Here is a 16467-nt window from a genome sequence, read left to right as displayed (position 1 = left end):
CGGCGGCGGGCTCGCAAACTTTAGCCAGCCATCAACGCTTCGGCCTGAAGCGCGATGTGCCATGGCGTCCACGTAATGCCGAAGGCCGCTTGCGCACGTCGCGCGTCCAGGCGGATGTCCTGTTGCCATAGCCGCGCAAGCGACGGCGGCAATGGCGGCGGCACCGTCACGCCACCGATTTTCCGCCCTGCGATTTCGGCAATCTTCAGCGCGGGCGCCAGCACTTTCGTCTCGAACGCAAGGCGCCGCATTCCGATGCGCTCCACAGGCGTCGCCCCCAAAATACGGGCGTAGGCAACGAAGTATTCGTTCCAGCGCGGCGCCTGCGCCATCGCGAGGTTATAGGCTTGCGCGCCCGAGGCCGGCGTTCGCAAGGCAGCCAGCGCCGCCTGCACGACGTCGTCGATATGCACGAGGTTGCTGCAACCGTCGCCCGCCGCGCCAAGGTCGCCCAGACGCCGCGCGCGCAGCAGTTGCGCAATGCGTATGGACCACTGAGGGCTGCCGCCTCCGTAGATGCATCCGGGGCGCAATATCGTGAGCGCGGGCAGCGAAGCAAGCCGTGTTTCCGATTCGACTTTCGCGCGGCCGTAAGGACTCAACGCGGGGCTCGCGGCGTCCAGCACGGTCGTTTCGTCGATACGGCCATCGGCGTCACCGTACACCGCCATCGAACTGAAGTGGACCACGGGCAGCGCCGCGCCGCGCGCAGCCAGCGCGGCAGCCAGTGCACGCGCATTGGCGGCGATCGCCGCTGGCGCGCCCGCCACGCAGTTGACCACCGCGTCCACGTCGGCCAGTGCGGCCGCGAGCGATGCGGGGTCCGCGGCGTCCACGCGACGCACACCGTTGCCTTCCCTGCGCGATGCGGCTACGGGTTCCGCCCAATCTGTACTGCTTAACGCTTTCACCAGATGGCGGCCGACAAAGCCGGTCGCGCCGAGAACGAGAATACGGGCTTTCATCACGCGGGTTCGGATTGGTTTGCGGTGGGAAGGGGCAGCGCGCGAAGATCGGCGGCGCCCTTCAGGTGCCCGGCCAGCCGCAGCGCGAGCGCGACGATGGTCAAGGTCGGATTCGCCTGGCCCGAAGTCGGGAACACCGCGGCGCCCGCCACGTAGACGTTGTCCGCTTCGTGCAGCCGGCAGTCGGCATCGACGACGCTCGTGCGCGCGTCATGGCCCATGCGCGCCGTGCCGATGTGATGACCGCCGTATGCGCCGTAACGCGTCATTTCGGCTTCGACCTGCGCCGGGTCGTAAGCGAAGCGGCCAACGCCCGTGCGCTCGATCTCGTGCGCGAGCGCGGCGAGCGCGCGGCTCACGGTCGCGACGTCCTGCTGCGTGTAGCGCCAGTCCACGTGGATGCGGCGCAAGCCCAGCGCATCGGTCTCTTCGCCCAGCGTGACGCGACTCGCCGGATTGGGCTCCTGTTCCGCGTGGAAGTCGAGCGAGAAGCGCAGATTCGCGGGACGCACGATCACCGAGGGAAACTTGCGCGCGGCGAGCGTTCGCCGCCGCAACCAGTGCCACAGGAAACGCGCTGTGTTCGGTGCGTCCGCAACGACGTTCTTCATATGCGCGAACGTGGAGCCCGCGTAGCCTTCGGGCGTGCCGTCGTAAAGGCGCTTCGCATATTCGTAGGGAACCACGCCGCGCGCCAGATACAGCGCGGAGAGAATGCCGTTGCCGTGCCCGGCGTCGGGAATACGCGGATGATGCAGGCGCGCAATGAAGTTGCCCGCGCGCAGCGCGTTTTGTTGTTCCGGGCGCAGGGCCAGGCGGCGACGGCAATAGATGCCCTCCTCGGTCACCTCGTATCCGTGCCACACGGACTGCGCCGCCGCGAGATCGATAGTGCCGATGGTGCCCGCGAGATGGCTCATGTAATAGCGGCCCACCACGTCATGCGCGTTGCCGAGCCCGTGGCCGCTCGGGCCGGGGCTGTTGAGCATAAGCCGGGGCGCCTCAAGACCGCCCGTAGCCAGCACGTAGGCGCGCGCGGCGACCTCGAACGTCGTGCCGGACGCCGCGTTCCCTGCGTGGCCCACCGTGCGCACCTGGGCTGCGCCGACGCGCCGCATCGAGCCCGCCTCCATCGGCAGGCGGCACAGGTTCGCGTGCTGAAGCACGCGAACGCGGCCTTTCGCGAGACGCGCCCGGTAACGTTGACCGAAATCCGTCGGGCAACTGAAGCGCTCCAGCGTGTGCGTCGAAAACACGTCGCTTGCCAGGCCGCCGATCATCGGGCGCAGCGGCGCCGCGAACGCGCCTTCGGCCGTATAGGCGAATTCGCCCGCTTCGCACAACGCGTTGGCCTGCGGGTAGTGGCGCAGCACCTCGGCGAACGAGATCGGCCAGCCGCTGTGCGCGACGTAATCGCGCGGCTCGAAGTCGAGCGCGTCGAGCGGCATGCAGCGGCCGCCCCACAGCGTGGTCGAGCCGCCGAAGCGGCGCACGCGGTAGCTGTCCGGCGGCGGATGCAGGTCCGCATTCGCCACGGTGCCCGCATACAGTTGCTGGGTTTCGGGCTCGTGCGCCTCGCCGCCGCTCTCCAGCACGATCACGTCGAGTCCGCTCTCCTCCAGCGCGAGCGCGAGCGTGATGCCGGCCGCGCCGGCGCCCACGATGCACAGGTCCGCGCGCAGTTGCGTGCCGGCGGGAATCTCACTGGCGTCGGTGATCATCGTTTGTCGTGAGCGAATGAGTAAGGGAAAAGCGCAAAGCAAACCGCGGCGATAGTAGCCGATCGTTCGCGCGCAACCGTGGGCGCAACCAAAGAAATTTCATCGGCGTCGCGATTTTTGTCTCTAAAAAAAGACTGTCGTATCACCCGGCGCACTGACACAGCAGTAAGATTCAGTCTGAAGTCCAAAGCACCTTGGCAAACGCCAGGAGACCAGAAAAAAACATAACGTTCGTCGCATGACGGGGTGGCACGACGCCGGTTCAACGGGCGCCGTGCGTGGCTCTCGTCGTGTGCGCGCGTCGGGGTCACAAAAACAACATGAGCACGCCTTACATAACAGCGGCGCCGCAGGCGGCCGCGCGGGGTGTTTTCAATCCGAGCATTCCCTTGTTCGGACTCCATATCGCTGCCGTGTCGTTCGACACCGCGCTCGACGTGCTTTGCACCGCCGCCTTGCAGCGCGACGGCCGGGCGCGCGTGGCGGTCACGCCGAACGTCGATCACGTGGTGCGCCTCGACGCCCAGCCCGATCTTCAGCGCCTTTACCGCACCGCCGATTTCCTGTTCGCGGACGGCATGCCCGTTGTGTGGGCGAGCCGCCTGTTCGGCGCGCCGCTGCCCGAACGCGTGACCGGCTCGGACCTTCTGCCCGCGTTGTGCGAGCGCGCTCGCGCGGGCGGCTGGAAAGTCGTGGTGGTGGGCGGCCAGCCGGGCCGCGAAGCCACGCTCGTGGACGGTTTCGCGCAGCACTATCCGGGCCTCGACGTCGAGGTGATCGCGCCTTCCATGACGTTCGATCCCACCGGTCCCGAGGGCGAAGCGGTAGCGGCCCGCGTGCGCGCGGCCGCGCCCGATATCGTGTTCGTGTGCCTCGGCATGCCCAAGCAGGAACGCTGGGCTTTGCATCACGCCCAGGCGCTGCCGGGCGGCCTCATGCTGTGCGCGGGAGCCGCCGTGGAGTTCGCCGTCGGGCTGCAGCAACGCGCACCGGCGTGGATGCAGCGCTGCGGTCTCGAATGGTGCTGGCGCATCAAGCAGGACCCCGCGCGCCTGTGGCGCCGCTACCTCGTGGACGACCGCCGCTTTTTCGGCATCCTGTGGCGTCACTGGCGCATGGCGCGCACGCAGCGCCGCGCGGCTGCATAAAGGCCCGAACGCCGACCCAAACGCGGACACAGACGCAGACGCGAAGGCCCCCGCCGACGCGCACGCGTCAAACCGCATTGCGGCCCGAGACGATCGACGGGATCGTCTTCAGCAGGATCTGCAGGTCGAGCCATAGCGACCAGTGCGTGATGTAGTAGCGGTCGTACTCCACGCGGCGCTGCATCTTGTCCGGCGTATCGGTCAAGCCGCGCAGCCCGTTGATCTGCGCCCAACCGGTGATGCCCGGCTTCACGCTATGGCGCAGCATGTAGCCGGGAATCAGTTGCCGGTACTCTTCGTTATGCTCAGCCGCGTGCGGGCGCGGGCCCACGAGACTCATCGAACCGCTAAGGACATCGAAGAGTTGCGGCAACTCGTCCAGCGAAGTACGGCGCAGATAACGTCCCACGGCCGTAATCCGGTCGTCGCCGCTGCGGGCCTGGCGCACGCCTTTCTCCACTGCTTCGCCCTCGTCCTGGGTCGCCACGCGCATCGAGCGGAACTTGTGGACGACGATCGACCGGCCGTGCTCGCCGTTGCGGCGCTGCCTGAACATCACGGGGCCCGGCGAATCGAGCCGCACAGCCAGCGCAATGGCGAGCATGACCGGCCACAGCAGCGCGAGCAGGAGCGCCGCGCCCGCGATGTCCACGAGGCGCTTGAGCACGCGCGAGAGCCCCAGGATGGGCACGTCGTGGAGCGCGAGCAGCGGCACGCCGGCGAGGTCGGCGCCGGTCGTGGCGACATCGTCCAGGTAGTGCAGTTCGGGCACGAGATAGATCGCGGCCGTCGAATCGTAGAGGCGCGTCACGATATCGGCGGGGATGTCCTTCACGTCAGTCGCGCCGCGCTGCGCCATCGCGGTCTGCCCCATCGCGAGAAACACGATCTCGTAGTCGTTCGCGTGAATAGGCGCGGCGGCGTCTTCATGGCGGCCGAGATACGGCGGCAGCGTTTCCCCGTCGCATGGCGCGGCGGGTGCGTCGTCGTAATAGCCCGCCACGTGAATGCCGAGAATCGGCGAGCGCTGCAGCCGCAGGTTCAGCTTGCGCGCCTCGCTCCCCATGCCGAAGAATACGGCGCGGCGCAGGTTGCCGGGCGCGTTGTTGATGCTGTGAGCCACGCCGCGTAATACCGCGAGGCCGGCGAGTTGCAGCGGCAGCGCGATAGTTGCCCATTGGGCGACCAGCGTGCGCAGGTCCGGCGCGCCGCTATCGCCTTGCGTCACGAACAGCAGCACCATGAGCGCGACCGGCAGCCGGCACCAGCGCCATGCGCCGCGGCCCAGCATCCACCAGAGATGGCGCGCGCTGGCAATCAGATGAAAACGAGCGAATACCACGAAGGCGGCCACGGCGAACGCGCCGGTCAACGCGCGCGTGTATGGCGTGTCGCCGGTCTGACCGCGCAGCCACAACAGCGCGACGAGAGCGCCCGTATTGAGCGCCGCGCTGATGACACCGACCAGCGCCATAAAAAGGCGGTGATGGTGGGTCGACTGGGTGGACATGACGGATTCGGCCGGTACGTGCGACTGTTTTATACGCCTGATTGGCATGACGGCGGGATTCGACTGCGAGGGGAATGACCGTCTGCGCAAAAGCGCAACAGCGGCAAGCCGCGCGAGAGACGATTCACTAAAAGACGAAATGCGAATCTCAAACGCTTGCGAATGAACGCACATGGCGAACGTACGCGCTCTTTCTAAACATTGAGCGCAATTCGTTGTGCAAGACGACCGCTCTCCCCGTCGGCCAGATGGGGCGAACTCCTGTTCCGGCAGCGCGAGTGGTCTAGGTTCGCGCCGGTAATCCGCAATGGAGCCGCCATCCCATATTCGCGCGTATCTTACCAGTCCATTATGAATTTGCGTGATCCGGTAAGAGGTGTGGTGAATTTGCCAATAAGCTTGAATTAGCGCCGCTATTCCTAATGGGGTATGTTCGCGGTTTTAATAAAAATGAAAAGCAGTTTTTTTGCGCGAATGGGGGGAATTACGTTCGCGCAAACGTTTGACCAGGTCAATCGGAATGCGCGACGGCTCTTTTATCGCCGCCGCCGCGCCGCACAATCCCGCGTTGGTTAGCCGATTGAAAACTCAGTGCGCCGCGCTCACCTGCGTAGCCGGTTCCGAGAGACGCGCACGCTGCGAAATCAGGATCGCGATCGCCGCAAGCACGGCCGGTACGGCGAGCATCGCGAGAATCGCCGCGAATTCCCAGCCGAGGCCCAGCAGCGCGCCGCCGATGGCCGAGCCGAAGATGCTGCCGAAACGGCCCATGCCAAGCATCCAGCTCACGCCCGTTGCACGCGCAACCGTGGGATAACGGCCCGGCGCGTAGGCGTTCAGCCCCGTTTGCGCGCCGCTCATGCAGAAACCCGCCGCGAACACGAGCAACGCGAGCGACGACGAAAGCGCGCCCACGCCGGCCAGCGCCAGCACGCAAATACCGCCGCCGACATACGCCGCGCTGATCACGCGCGCCGGACGCACCTTGTCCATGATCCAGCCCACCAGCACCGCGCCGATCGTGCCGCCGATCTGGAACATGGCCGTGACGTTCGCCGCCACCGTGATCGAAAGGCCCGCGTCCTTGATCAGCGTAGGCAGCCAGCCGGTGAGCAGATAGATCACGAGCAGGCCCATGAAATACGTGACCCACAGCGCGAGCGTCATCGCGCCATAGCCTTGCGAGAACAGCACGCCGAGCGGCTTGCGCGTGGGCAGCGGCGGCTCGGTCGAAACGAACGTCTCGTCGCCCGCGAAGTTCGCGCCGGTCACGCGGTTGAGCGTCGCGGCAATGCGCTTGCTCGTGGCGCCCCGCACGGCCAGCAGACGCGCCGACTCGGGCAGCAGCCACGCCTGCAGCGGCACGAGCGCGAGCGGAATGGCGCCCCCGAAAATGAGCACCGAGCGCCAGCCGTGGTTCGGCACGAGCCAGCCCGCCGCGAAACCGATCAAGGCCGAACCGAGGTTGAAGCCCGTGAACATGATCGTGATGAGCAGCGCGCGGCGGCGTTGCGGCGAGTACTCGGAAAGCAGCGTCGTGGAGTTCGGCATGGCCGCGCCAAGACCGATGCCGGTCAGCACGCGCAGGACCGCCATCGAAACCGGCGACTGCGTGAACGCCGTGAGGATCGTGAATACGCCGAAGAGGAACACGGAGGTAATCAGCACCCACTTGCGGCCAATGCGATCCGAGGCGGGGCCGGCCGCCAGCGCGCCGATCACGAGGCCGATGGGCGCCGCGCTCATGACGAGCCCGAACTCGGGGCGCGAAATGCCCCACGCGTGGATGATGGAAGGCGCGACGAATCCCATGATGGCCACGTCCATGCCGTCGGCGGTCACCGCGAGAAAGCACAGCGCCACCAGCAGCCACTGGTAGGCCGAAATATGGCGCTCGTCGATGAACGCCTTGATATCGATTGTTTTGCTGCCAGACATCTGTCGTCTCCTGTCCGTTCCGTGGTCTGCCGCTCGCCCGTGACCGGGTCAAAATCTCTATGTAGTGCTATCTGTCAAGCCAGCCCCGAAAGGCTGGCCGGTCCAACTACGCATCAGGCGTATGCCCCGTTACGGCGCGGCAACGCCTTGCGTAGCCGGCGTGTACGGCGTGTAGAAACTCGAGCCCGCCCATGCGCGCGTGGGCTCGTTATACAGCGGTGCGCCTTGCGCCCAGTTCGCGCCGATGTGCCAGTCGCCGGTGCCCGTGAACTGCGCCACGGCCGGATACGGATAAACCGGGCGGCTGGCCGTCACGCTATTCGAAGAATCGGTTTGATACGTCATGACCGCGTTCGGCGCCGTGCCCTGCTCGGCCCACGCGGTGATCTGCGAAACAAGGTCGATGTTCGGGAAACCTTCGCCGCCACCGCAATGCGCCACGCCGGGCACGAGGTACAGGCGCGCGAATTCGCTCACGTTCGAAGCGCCCATCGTGTTCTGCATTGCTTCGTAGTACTGGATGGTGAAGAGCGGCGAGATGTGTTGATCGGCCCAGCCATGCCACAGAATCAACTTGCCGCCCGCCTTTTTGAATGCCGAGAGGTCGGGATTCGTCGCATCCATCAGCGGATGGTTGGCCCGCAGATAGGTCGGGTAGAAGCTCGCATCCGTATAGCCGAAGGTGTCGATGGTCGGCATGGTGGGCGAGCCCGTGAAGATCAGGTTGTAGGCGCCCGTGACGATCATGTCGCTGAACAGGCTCTTGACCGGAACCGGCGCGGCCGTCGAGTTCGTCGTCGGCACTTCCACGCCTACCCAGTTCTCTTCGGAGCCCATCTGCGGCGAGCCCGCCAGCATGCGCTCGCCCGTGGCCGCATCCACGGGTCCGCCGTAGATCTTGCTCGCGGTGGCCACTTCGGCGGCGGTCAGGCAGTTGCTTGTGTTCGTCGCGCCCTGCGCGCACTGGATCGAGGCGGGATCGAAATTGCAGGTGCGCGGATCGGCGATCAAACCATCGGGCACGCCGGCCTGGCCGCCGCATGCGGCCACCACCGCCTTGTGCAGCACAAGCGCCTTGTCGGCGTATAGCGTGGCGTTGCCGGTACTGTCGCCGGTCGTGCTTTGCGACTCCACACTCCAGCCGTGATACAGCGAGTTCTGGATCTGGAAATGCGCCGCCGGCGCGCCCGCGACGATGCCGTTATAGTCGTTCGGGTAGCGCTGCGCGGCCATGAGCGCCTCGCGACCGCCATCCGAGCAGCCGATGAAGTACGCGTATTTCTGCGTCTGCCCGTAATAGGCCTTGATGAGCTTTTCCGCCGTGAGCGTCGTGATGTGCTGCCCGCGATAGGCGAAATCAGCCTGCTTTTGCGGGTCCGTGGTCCAGGCCGTGTCGTTGCCCGAGTGGCCCATGTCGGTCGCCGCTGTCACGAAGCCGCCTTCCTGCACGAGCGGGCACGTGTAGCTGAAGCTGAACGAAGCCTGCTGCGTGGGATCGCTCACGTCGCCGCACAGGCCGCCGCAACCCAGCGCCGCGAAGCGCTGTGTCCACGTGCTCACCGGCAGCGCCACTTCGAACGTATTGGAAGGCGCGAGCGTGCCCTTCACGGTACAGAAGCTGACCGACGCACCGTTCACGGTCGCCGTGGTCACGGCGGCCGAAGTAATCGCGCTGCCCGCACCGCCAATGTCGGTGATGTCGACCGATGCCAGCTTCGAGCAATCCACCACGGGCGCCACGACGGCGAGCGGCGCTTTCGAGTCGCCACCGCTGCTGCTGCCACCGCCGCCGCTGCCGCACGCGGCCAGGAGCGTCGCCGCCGCGAAGATGGCGCACAGTGAGAGCAGCGCCGCCGCACGGGCGCGGGCGCTCGCGAAAAGCCGCTGGATAGGCGGGTTTCTCATGCCTGCCTCCTGGTGTTGCGGGTACTCACGTTCTTCCGATTCATTTTTCACGCCTCCGATATTTTTATAAGGATGTCTAATTAACGTAGATGTATGGACCAATGGATGTCCAATCTGATCGCCTTAACTCGCCATCTATTTTCGTTATTGCTGCGTGGGCGCCGCACCCCGCGCGGGCTCCATGCCAAACGCCCGTTTGGCTGCCTCCGCGCGTTCCGAACCGAGGAACGCAAGGAAATCCGCCGCCGCCCGCTGCCGTTGCGACACGGCGCAAATCGCCGCGGAAAATACGGAGACGAGTTGCGCGCCGACGGGCAGCGGGCCAATCACGTCCACACCCGGCACTTCGTTTAGCTCGCTCAATTGCTGAAACCCGATTTCGACCTCGCCACCGGCAATGAGGCTCGCCACCGGCACGCCCGGCTGCGCCATCACGAGGCGCGGCCCTATGGCTTCGGCCAGGCCCCAGCGTTCGAGCAGCGCCAGCAAATGGCCGCCGCTCGGCCCAGACGAATAGCCGATGCGCGCCGCGCGCAGCATCGTCTCGCGCAGTGCGCCCTCCGTGCCAATATCCGGGCGCGCCGCACCTGCGGCGACGGCCGCTGCCATGGCGGAGCGCACGACATCCGTGCGCGCGCCGATGAGGTATCGGCCCGCTGTCAGGCGGTCGATCGCCGCCGAGGCCAGCACGGCGAAATCGAACGCCTCGCCCGCACGCACGCGCCGCTCGGCTTGCACGCCGCCTGTCGCGGCAACCGTCAGCCGCTGCCCCGTTTCGCGCGCGTATTGTTCGACGAGGCCCGCAAGCAGGCGGCGCGTCGCCATCGACCCGACACCCGACAGCGCGGCGTTATTCGTTACGTTTTCCTTTGCCATTGACTTCCGGTTTGGTCGAGAGAGAGAGCGAGGCTGCTTTAGCGTGCACTTCGCCGCTACAGTACAAATTGGCCGCCCGGCGCTAGTAGCCAGGGCAATTACCTGGATTGCGCGAAAAATCAGCGCTCGCGCCAATCAATACGTGCGGCATTCGACGCCCGAAAATGCCCGAAATGAAGGGCGCTGCAGGGTTTGTGCCGCGCCCTATCTGCCCAAAGAGGGGCCCCGCCTTGCAGAAAAGCCAATAAATAAAACGGATGCCTCGATAAACATCCGGTAAGCGATGGAGGGAATTGGAACGGTCTGCGGGGCGCCCGTTGCGGGGTGGCGAATTCGCTCATAATGATCGGATCTTTGGCCTGATATCGTGCGGACGAACCATCATGCATATTGAGCAATTCGAAATTCGCGTGCCCGAGGACGCAATCGACGACCTGCGCCAGCGCTTGCGCGCCACGCGCTGGGCCAACGCGACGCCCGCGCCGGCATGGCAACAAGGCGCCGATAGCGCATGGCTGCGCGAGCTGGTCGCGTATTGGGCAGACGAATACGACTGGCGCGCCGCCGAACGCGCGCTGAACCAGATGCCGCAGTTCATGGCCAGCCTGGGCGCTGGGGGCGCTGAAAGCGGCACGCGCGTGCACTTCGTGCATCGGCGCGGCGCGGGCCCAAAGCCCTATCCGCTCGTGATCACGCACGGCTGGCCGGGCTCGTTCGTCGAATTCCACGCGCTGCTCGACCGGCTGTGCGACCCCGGCTCATTCGGCGCAGACCCGGCCGATGCGTTCGATGTCGTCGTCCCGTCGCTTCCGGGCTTTGGCTTTTCGCCCGCGCCCGCCACGCCCGGCAACTCCGCATTTCAGGTCGCGGACCTGTGGGCCGAACTCATGCGCGGTCTCGGCTACGAGCGCTTCGGCGCGCAAGGCGGCGATCTCGGCGCGGGTGTGTCCATCGCGCTAGCCGCGCGGCACAGCCAGGCCGTGCAGGGCATCCACCTGAACTTCCTGCCCAGTTCGTACGAACCCGCAATCGACGACGCGCAAGCGCCGCTCAGCCCGCAGGAGCAGGACTATTTGCGCGAGAAGGCCGATTGGGCGGCACTGGAGGGCGGATATGCGCATATGCATGGCACGAAGCCGCAAACCGCGGCGGCGGCGCTCAACGATTCGCCGGCGGGACTAGCCGCGTGGATCGGCGAGAAGTTTCGCGCATGGAGCGACTGTGACGGCGTGATCGAGCGCCGGTTCTCGAAGGACGCCCTGCTCACGGACATTTCGCTGTACTGGTTCACGGGCAGCATAGGCACGTCCATGCAGATGTATTGGGAAAACCGTCTCCAGCCGTTCCGTTTCGCGTCCGGGCAACGCGTCGTGCCGCCGGTCGCGTTCGCGCGCTTCCCGAAGGAGATCAATCATCCGCCACGATCATGGCTCGAACGCGTGTTCGACGTCGTGCAATGGACCGACATGCCGAGCGGCGGCCATTTCGCCGCCATGGAAGAGCCCGATCTGCTCGCCGCCGACATTCGCCGCTTTTTCAGGCGGTTGCGGCAGTGAACGTCACTGCGCCGCGTTATCGCCGAACGGATGCGCGGGGGCATCCGTTGCGCGCCACGCGTAGCGCCTGAGCAGCGCGGCGTAGCCTTCGATCACGAAACCGCCGCACTTGTGCCGATAATCGTCGCGACGCATGCGGTAGGCGCGCGCCAGTTGAAACCACGGCAAACGCGGCAGATCGTGGTGCACGAGATGATAGTTGTTGTTCAGATACAGAAAGCGCATGACGAGCCCGGCCTCGTTGATGGCGATGCGCGCCTTGGGATGCGACGCCGCGCGATGCTCGTACAGCGAGCGCACCATCGCGAGCCCGAGCGCAGGCCACGTGACGGCGGCGAGATACCACCACCACGGCACGCCCGCATAACGCTGCACCCACGCGAGCAGCAGCACGACGGCGGCGAGGTGGGCGAGCCACATCGGCGCCTGTCGCCAGTCGCCGCCGCGCTGCGCTTTCGCCGCGCCGGCGAGCATCGCGGCCACGCTCATGGGCGGCCCGATCACCATACGTCCCACGAAGCTCTTGCGCGCGTGCCACAACACGCGATGCCAGCGCGGCAGGCGAGCCCATTGTTCGGGCCGCACGTAGTTCGTTTCAGGATCGATGCCGGGCACGGTCAACGCTTCGTCGCGATGGTGCGCCATATGGCTCTCGCGGTACACCGCATAGGGAAACCACACCGCGAGCGGCGGCCACCCCAATGCCATGTTCAGCCACGCGAACCGGGTGGGATGACCGTGCAGCAATTCGTGCTGAAGCGACATATGCAACGCGCACAGCACGATGAGGCATGGCGTGGCGAGCCAAAGCGTGAGGACACCTGAACGTATGCACGCGATCACCGCAAACCAGCCGCCGTAGATCACGGCGATGAGGAGCCACGTTGGCCACTCCGTGCGTGCGGTGAAGCCTGCGCCGAGCGCGGCGACTTCCCGCGCGTGGTCTGCGTCGAAGTATTCGGCCATATGCGTCGACTCCCGCGACGAAGGATGATGCCACTCCATACGGAGAGCAAAGCAATTCAGGCCTTCACCATACCGAACGCCACGCGTTAGCCCAACCAACGAATTGCCATTTGCTTATTTCTCCGCGCCGCGCGACGCGCGAGGACCACGCGGCGTAGAATGCGCCGATGACCCGCTGGATCGCCTCCCTGCCGATGTACAACGTGACGCCGCGCCATGCGGCGTTGTGGCGCTCGCTATTGAACGACTGCGTGGCCCTGCTGGCGCGCTCGTTCGAACTGGGCGACGTCGCGGTTGTGAACGCGCCCGAAGGCGAACTCATGTCCCATTGGCGCGGCGAAGATTTACTGCTCTCGCAGAGCTGCGGATTTCCGTACCGCATGCTCGGCCTCGCGAGCGAAGTCCATCTCGTCTCGACTCCGATATTCGACGCAGCCGGTTGCGAAGGCCCGCGCTACCGAAGCGTGCTGGTGGTTTCAGCCGAGGCGTGGGAGCGCGGCGCGAAAACGCTCGACGCTTGCCGCGGCCTGCGCGCCGCGTGCAACAGCGCGGATTCGCATAGCGGCATGAACGCATTGCGCCACGCGGTCGCGCCGCTCGCGCGCGACGGGCGCTTCTTCGGCTCGGTGCGCTGGACAGGCTCGCACGCGGCCACGTTACGCGCCCTCGCGAGCGGCGACGCGGACGTGGGCGCGATAGACTGCGTTACGTTCGCGTTGCTTAACGATTCGCAGCCCGAAATGTTCGATAGCGTGCGGACTATCGGCATGACGGCTTCTGCTCCGGGTCTGCCGCTGATCGCCTCCCGCACGCTCGGCGAAGATAGGGTTCAGGCGCTGCGCGATGCGCTGGACGCTGCGCTCGCAGCCGACCCCGAACGCGCGCGCACGCTGCGTCTGCGCGGATTCGCCAGGCTCGCTGGCGAGGCGTACGCCGAAATCGAGGACATGGCCGACGCCGCCGCGCATTGGGGCTATCGCGAACTTCGATAGGTCGTCACGTTGCGCGCGCAACGAAGGCCGCGCAGCGATCCTCGGGTTGCGTCAGCCGGTCGTGCCGCAAGCATAACCGGCTCTGCCCAACGCTCGCCCCGTAAGCCGAGCCGAACGAGGCCAACCCCGCGATGCGCGCCTCCAGCACGGCGCGGTCGTCGGCCCAGTGAGCGCATTGCCCGCACTGTGGCCGTGCCGCAAAATCTGCCGCGCCGTCGATGCTCATTTGCCGAGCGCCAGCCAGTACGGCGCGAATACATGCGCCGAGAGCACATACCCGAGCACCACGTTCACGGCCACGCCAACGGTGAACGCGACAAGGGGCCTGGCGCCCGTCGACGAAAGCGCCGCGAAACGCGTCGTCAGGCCAATGCTGAGAAAGCAGAAGGTAAACGCCCACGTGCGCAACGCGACGATCGGCGCGACGAAGGCCGGCGTCACGACGCTGCGGTATTCGGCCAGCGTGTACTGCGAGGCAACCCACGTGACGAACGCCGAAGCAATGACGAAGCCGATCACGAACTTGGGAAAGCGGGTCCAGATTTCGCGGGCGCGCGTCGTGGTCCGCAGATCGTCGCCGGACTCGCGGTCCCAGCGGGTTGTCGCCACGATCGCCAGCACGAAGGCCCAGATGCCGATCCAGATATCGCGCCCCACCACCTTCATCAACACGAACGCCTGGAGCGCCGCGTCGGGCGCGCCCGCTACCGCGCCCCCGGCATGGCGAGCGAGGTCGCCGTAGGCCTGGGCGGCGGCAATGCCTGCCGCGTCCGCGAATTCCGACGTGCCGATCCACGCGCCGGCGATGCCTGTCGGCAGGCCGAACGCGCGTGAAAGCGCGGGCAGCGCGAACACCATGACGATGGCCCACACCACGACCAGCGTGATCGCCACCGAAGCCTGCTCGCGCCGCGCGCGCACGGCGCCCGCGATCGCTATCGCCGCCGAAACGCCGCACACCGCGCCGCCCACGCCCAGTACCGCCGCGAAGCGCTGCTCGATTTTCAGCGCGCGCGCCGTGCCGTAAATCACGAAGAAAGTGACGAGCGAAACGATGGTGGCCTGCCCCACGGCCACGGGACCGGCCCACGCAATGAGCGTGAGCGGCAGCGTCGCGCCGAGCAGCACGATCCCGACCTTGATGTAGAACTCAACGCGCAGCGCCGGCGCGAGCCACGCCGGCACCGTGAATACGTTCGAGACAATCAGGCCGAGCGCCAGCGCGATGAGGGGCGGCTCGAGGTTGTAGCGCGTAGCTTGCGCCCAGGCACCCACGACGAAGATGAGCGCCGACACTACGAAAAGAACGAGAAATCCTCCGACGAATTGCGCCACGGGCAAGCCGAGCGCCGCAATCGCCACGGAGAACACGACCGCGAACCCGACGAAGAGCGCCGCATATCCGCCCGCGTGCGCGGCAAGGTCGTGCGCGAGAGCGCCGAAGTCGTTCCAGCGCGCCGGCGCCACCGCAAGGCTTTTGATGCTGCTGCCGGAAGCAAACAGCACGTACGCGATCGCAATGACGAAGAGTCCGATTGCCACCGCCCACCAGTCTTCCGTACCGAATGGCTTGCGCTGAGCCGCAACGGCCTGCCCACGCGCGTGATTGCCACCCTCTGCTGCAAGAGTCGAATCGCTCATAGTGCTTTTCCCCTGTTTGAACCCCGTTTGCGGCGATCGCGATGTCGCCGTTAAACAGGCGCTACGCATCCCGAAGCGCGCGCCTCGCCAGACAGTATGGAATGCTGATCTTCGAAATCGAAATAACGATTTCCGTAAAGCTTATGCAGCGACTTGTATGCAACGGCTGCGGCGTGCCGCAAAACGACGAATATTGCTAAGCAATGCTCCCGAAATTGGTTGTCCGCTTGCGGCGCGCTCTCTAGCATCGCCTTATCCAAAACTCATCGAATAACGGAACTATGAAGAAAAGAACCTTGTTGGGCACGATGCTGGCTTCGCTCGCACTGGGCGTGAGCTTTGGGGGCGTGACGCTCGCGCACGCGGCGGACCAGACGCTGCGCGTGGGCATCATGTCGGGGGAAGACGAGGACGTGTGGCGCGTGGTCGCCGCCAATGCCGCGAAGCATGGCCTTGCGATAAAGGTGACCACCTTCTCCGAATACACGCAGCCCAACGAAGCGCTATCCAGCCACGACCTCGACGCGAACTCGTTCCAGCACCAGCCGTATCTCGACGCGCAGATCAAGGCGCGCGGCTACAAGATCGTGCCCGTGGGCTTTACGTATGTGCAGCCTATCGGGCTGTATTCGCGCAAGGTGAAGTCGGTTGCCGAACTGCCGCAGGGCGCGACCATCGGCGTGCCGAACGATCCGAGCAACGAAGGCCGCTCGCTGCTGCTGCTTCAGGCGCAAGGACTCATTACGCTGCGCGGCGACGTGGGTCTTTTGCCGACCGCACGCGACATCGAGAAGAATCCGAAGAACATCCATATCAAGGAACTCGATTCTGGCATTGTGGGGCGCGCGATTGGTGATCTCGATGCGGCTGTGGTGAACACCGACTGGGCCGTGAAGTCTGGGATCAAGATTCCGCAGGAACGTATTGCTCAGGAGAAGGTGCCTGGTAATCCTTATCGTAACTTCATTGCCGTGAACGAGAAGGATGCTAATGCACCCTGGGTGCGTGCGCTTGTTGAGAGTTATCAGCAGCCTAATGTGGCTTCGGAGATTGTTGCCGTTTATCGTGGGGCTACGCTGCCTGCGTGGAAGGGGGCGGGGCAGTAGGAGGGTTGTTTTTTTGGGTTTTGGGTTTTTTTGGGGTTTGGGGCTTCTTTGAATTCGTGGCGGTATGCCAGCGTTGCCCCTGTGCGGGGCGGCACCTACTTTCTTTGCAGCGGCAAAGAAAGTAGGCAAAGAAAGCCGCTCAC

Annotated in this window: 13 protein-coding genes; 4 read left to right on the top strand and 9 right to left on the bottom strand. The window is 65.5% G+C overall.

What is annotated here, in order from left to right:
* Nucleotides 1-20: 20 nt before the first annotated feature.
* Nucleotides 21-965: an NAD(P)-dependent oxidoreductase gene (locus U5768_RS30760; protein ID WP_322034092.1), complete on the bottom strand. Its 945-nt coding sequence runs from the start codon at nucleotides 963-965 to the stop codon at nucleotides 21-23.
* Entirely contained in the window at nucleotides 965-2686 is a 1722-nt protein-coding gene (locus U5768_RS30755) for a GMC family oxidoreductase (protein ID WP_322034091.1), read from the bottom strand. Before U5768_RS30755 ends, U5768_RS30760 begins: the two co-directional genes overlap by 1 nt.
* Before the next feature lie 320 nt (nucleotides 2687-3006).
* Here U5768_RS30755 and U5768_RS30750 point away from each other — a divergent pair, with 320 nt between their 5' ends.
* Entirely contained in the window at nucleotides 3007-3834 is an 828-nt protein-coding gene (locus U5768_RS30750; RefSeq protein ID WP_322034090.1) for a WecB/TagA/CpsF family glycosyltransferase, read from the top strand.
* A 67-nt stretch (nucleotides 3835-3901) separates the two neighbouring features.
* On the opposite strand, the gene U5768_RS30745 is transcribed toward U5768_RS30750, so the two are convergent.
* From U5768_RS30745 to U5768_RS30730, 4 genes are all read right to left on the bottom strand, one after another.
* Entirely contained in the window at nucleotides 3902-5344 is a 1443-nt protein-coding gene (locus U5768_RS30745) for an undecaprenyl-phosphate glucose phosphotransferase (RefSeq protein WP_322034089.1), read from the bottom strand.
* 588 nt (nucleotides 5345-5932) lie between these two features.
* A complete protein-coding gene (locus tag U5768_RS30740; RefSeq protein WP_322034088.1) occupies nucleotides 5933-7282 on the bottom strand; it encodes an aromatic acid/H+ symport family MFS transporter in 1350 nt (449 codons plus the stop codon).
* Nucleotides 7283-7411: 129 nt separating this feature from the next.
* Entirely contained in the window at nucleotides 7412-9187 is a 1776-nt protein-coding gene (locus tag U5768_RS30735; RefSeq protein WP_322034087.1) for a tannase/feruloyl esterase family alpha/beta hydrolase, read from the bottom strand.
* Nucleotides 9188-9331: 144 nt separating this feature from the next.
* Nucleotides 9332-10063: a substrate-binding domain-containing protein gene (locus tag U5768_RS30730; RefSeq protein WP_322034086.1), complete on the bottom strand. Its 732-nt coding sequence runs from the start codon at nucleotides 10061-10063 to the stop codon at nucleotides 9332-9334.
* Nucleotides 10064-10446: 383 nt separating this feature from the next.
* Between U5768_RS30730 and U5768_RS30725 the strand changes: the two genes are divergently transcribed.
* Nucleotides 10447-11619, top strand: coding sequence for an epoxide hydrolase (locus U5768_RS30725; protein WP_322034085.1), 1173 nt, complete (start codon nucleotides 10447-10449; stop codon nucleotides 11617-11619).
* 3 nt (nucleotides 11620-11622) lie between these two features.
* Here U5768_RS30725 and U5768_RS30720 read toward each other — a convergent pair whose 3' ends face one another.
* The gene (locus U5768_RS30720) at nucleotides 11623-12624 is read right to left on the bottom strand and encodes a fatty acid desaturase (RefSeq protein WP_415914002.1); all 1002 of its coding nucleotides are present in this window, start codon (nucleotides 12622-12624) and stop codon (nucleotides 11623-11625) included.
* 128 nt (nucleotides 12625-12752) lie between these two features.
* Here U5768_RS30720 and U5768_RS30715 point away from each other — a divergent pair, with 128 nt between their 5' ends.
* Nucleotides 12753-13577 carry a phosphate/phosphite/phosphonate ABC transporter substrate-binding protein gene (locus U5768_RS30715; RefSeq protein ID WP_322034083.1) on the top strand — a complete coding sequence of 275 codons (825 nt, stop codon included), beginning with the start codon at nucleotides 12753-12755 and terminating at the stop codon, nucleotides 13575-13577.
* A gap of 4 nt (nucleotides 13578-13581) precedes the next feature.
* On the opposite strand, the gene U5768_RS30710 is transcribed toward U5768_RS30715, so the two are convergent.
* Nucleotides 13582-13803 (bottom strand): hypothetical protein, encoded by a 222-nt coding sequence (locus U5768_RS30710; protein ID WP_322034082.1) that lies wholly within the window; start codon nucleotides 13801-13803, stop codon nucleotides 13582-13584.
* On the bottom strand, nucleotides 13800-15218 hold the full coding sequence (locus U5768_RS30705; RefSeq protein ID WP_322034081.1) for a YeiH family protein: 1419 nt from the start codon (nucleotides 15216-15218) through the stop codon (nucleotides 13800-13802). Before U5768_RS30705 ends, U5768_RS30710 begins: the two co-directional genes overlap by 4 nt.
* 308 nt (nucleotides 15219-15526) lie before the next feature.
* On the opposite strand from U5768_RS30705, the gene U5768_RS30700 reads away from it, so the two are divergent.
* A complete protein-coding gene (locus tag U5768_RS30700) occupies nucleotides 15527-16324 on the top strand; it encodes a MetQ/NlpA family lipoprotein (protein WP_322034113.1) in 798 nt (265 codons plus the stop codon).
* Nucleotides 16325-16467 lie beyond the last annotated feature (143 nt).

The organism is Paraburkholderia sp. J76 (assembly GCF_905220295.1).
GTDB lineage: Bacteria > Pseudomonadota > Gammaproteobacteria > Burkholderiales > Burkholderiaceae > Paraburkholderia.
This window is presented reverse-complemented; position numbering and strand designations above follow the sequence as displayed.

Bases quoted from the DNA above. Each gene is read 5' to 3' on its own strand.
- U5768_RS30760 (WP_322034092.1), bottom strand. From the start codon at position 965: ATGAAAGCCCGTATTCTCGTTCTCGGCGCGACCGGCTTTGTCGGCCGC.
- U5768_RS30755 (WP_322034091.1), bottom strand. From the start codon at position 2,686: ATGATCACCGACGCCAGTGAGATTCCCGCCGGCACGCAACTGCGCGCG.
- U5768_RS30750 (WP_322034090.1), top strand. From the start codon at position 3,007: ATGAGCACGCCTTACATAACAGCGGCGCCGCAGGCGGCCGCGCGGGGT.
- U5768_RS30745 (WP_322034089.1), bottom strand. From the start codon at position 5,344: ATGTCCACCCAGTCGACCCACCATCACCGCCTTTTTATGGCGCTGGTC.
- U5768_RS30740 (WP_322034088.1), bottom strand. From the start codon at position 7,282: ATGTCTGGCAGCAAAACAATCGATATCAAGGCGTTCATCGACGAGCGC.
- U5768_RS30735 (WP_322034087.1), bottom strand. From the start codon at position 9,187: ATGAGAAACCCGCCTATCCAGCGGCTTTTCGCGAGCGCCCGCGCCCGT.
- U5768_RS30730 (WP_322034086.1), bottom strand. From the start codon at position 10,063: ATGGCAAAGGAAAACGTAACGAATAACGCCGCGCTGTCGGGTGTCGGG.
- U5768_RS30725 (WP_322034085.1), top strand. From the start codon at position 10,447: ATGCATATTGAGCAATTCGAAATTCGCGTGCCCGAGGACGCAATCGAC.
- U5768_RS30720 (WP_415914002.1), bottom strand. From the start codon at position 12,624: ATGGAGTGGCATCATCCTTCGTCGCGGGAGTCGACGCATATGGCCGAA.
- U5768_RS30715 (WP_322034083.1), top strand. From the start codon at position 12,753: ATGACCCGCTGGATCGCCTCCCTGCCGATGTACAACGTGACGCCGCGC.
- U5768_RS30710 (WP_322034082.1), bottom strand. From the start codon at position 13,803: ATGAGCATCGACGGCGCGGCAGATTTTGCGGCACGGCCACAGTGCGGG.
- U5768_RS30705 (WP_322034081.1), bottom strand. From the start codon at position 15,218: ATGAGCGATTCGACTCTTGCAGCAGAGGGTGGCAATCACGCGCGTGGG.
- U5768_RS30700 (WP_322034113.1), top strand. From the start codon at position 15,527: ATGCTGGCTTCGCTCGCACTGGGCGTGAGCTTTGGGGGCGTGACGCTC.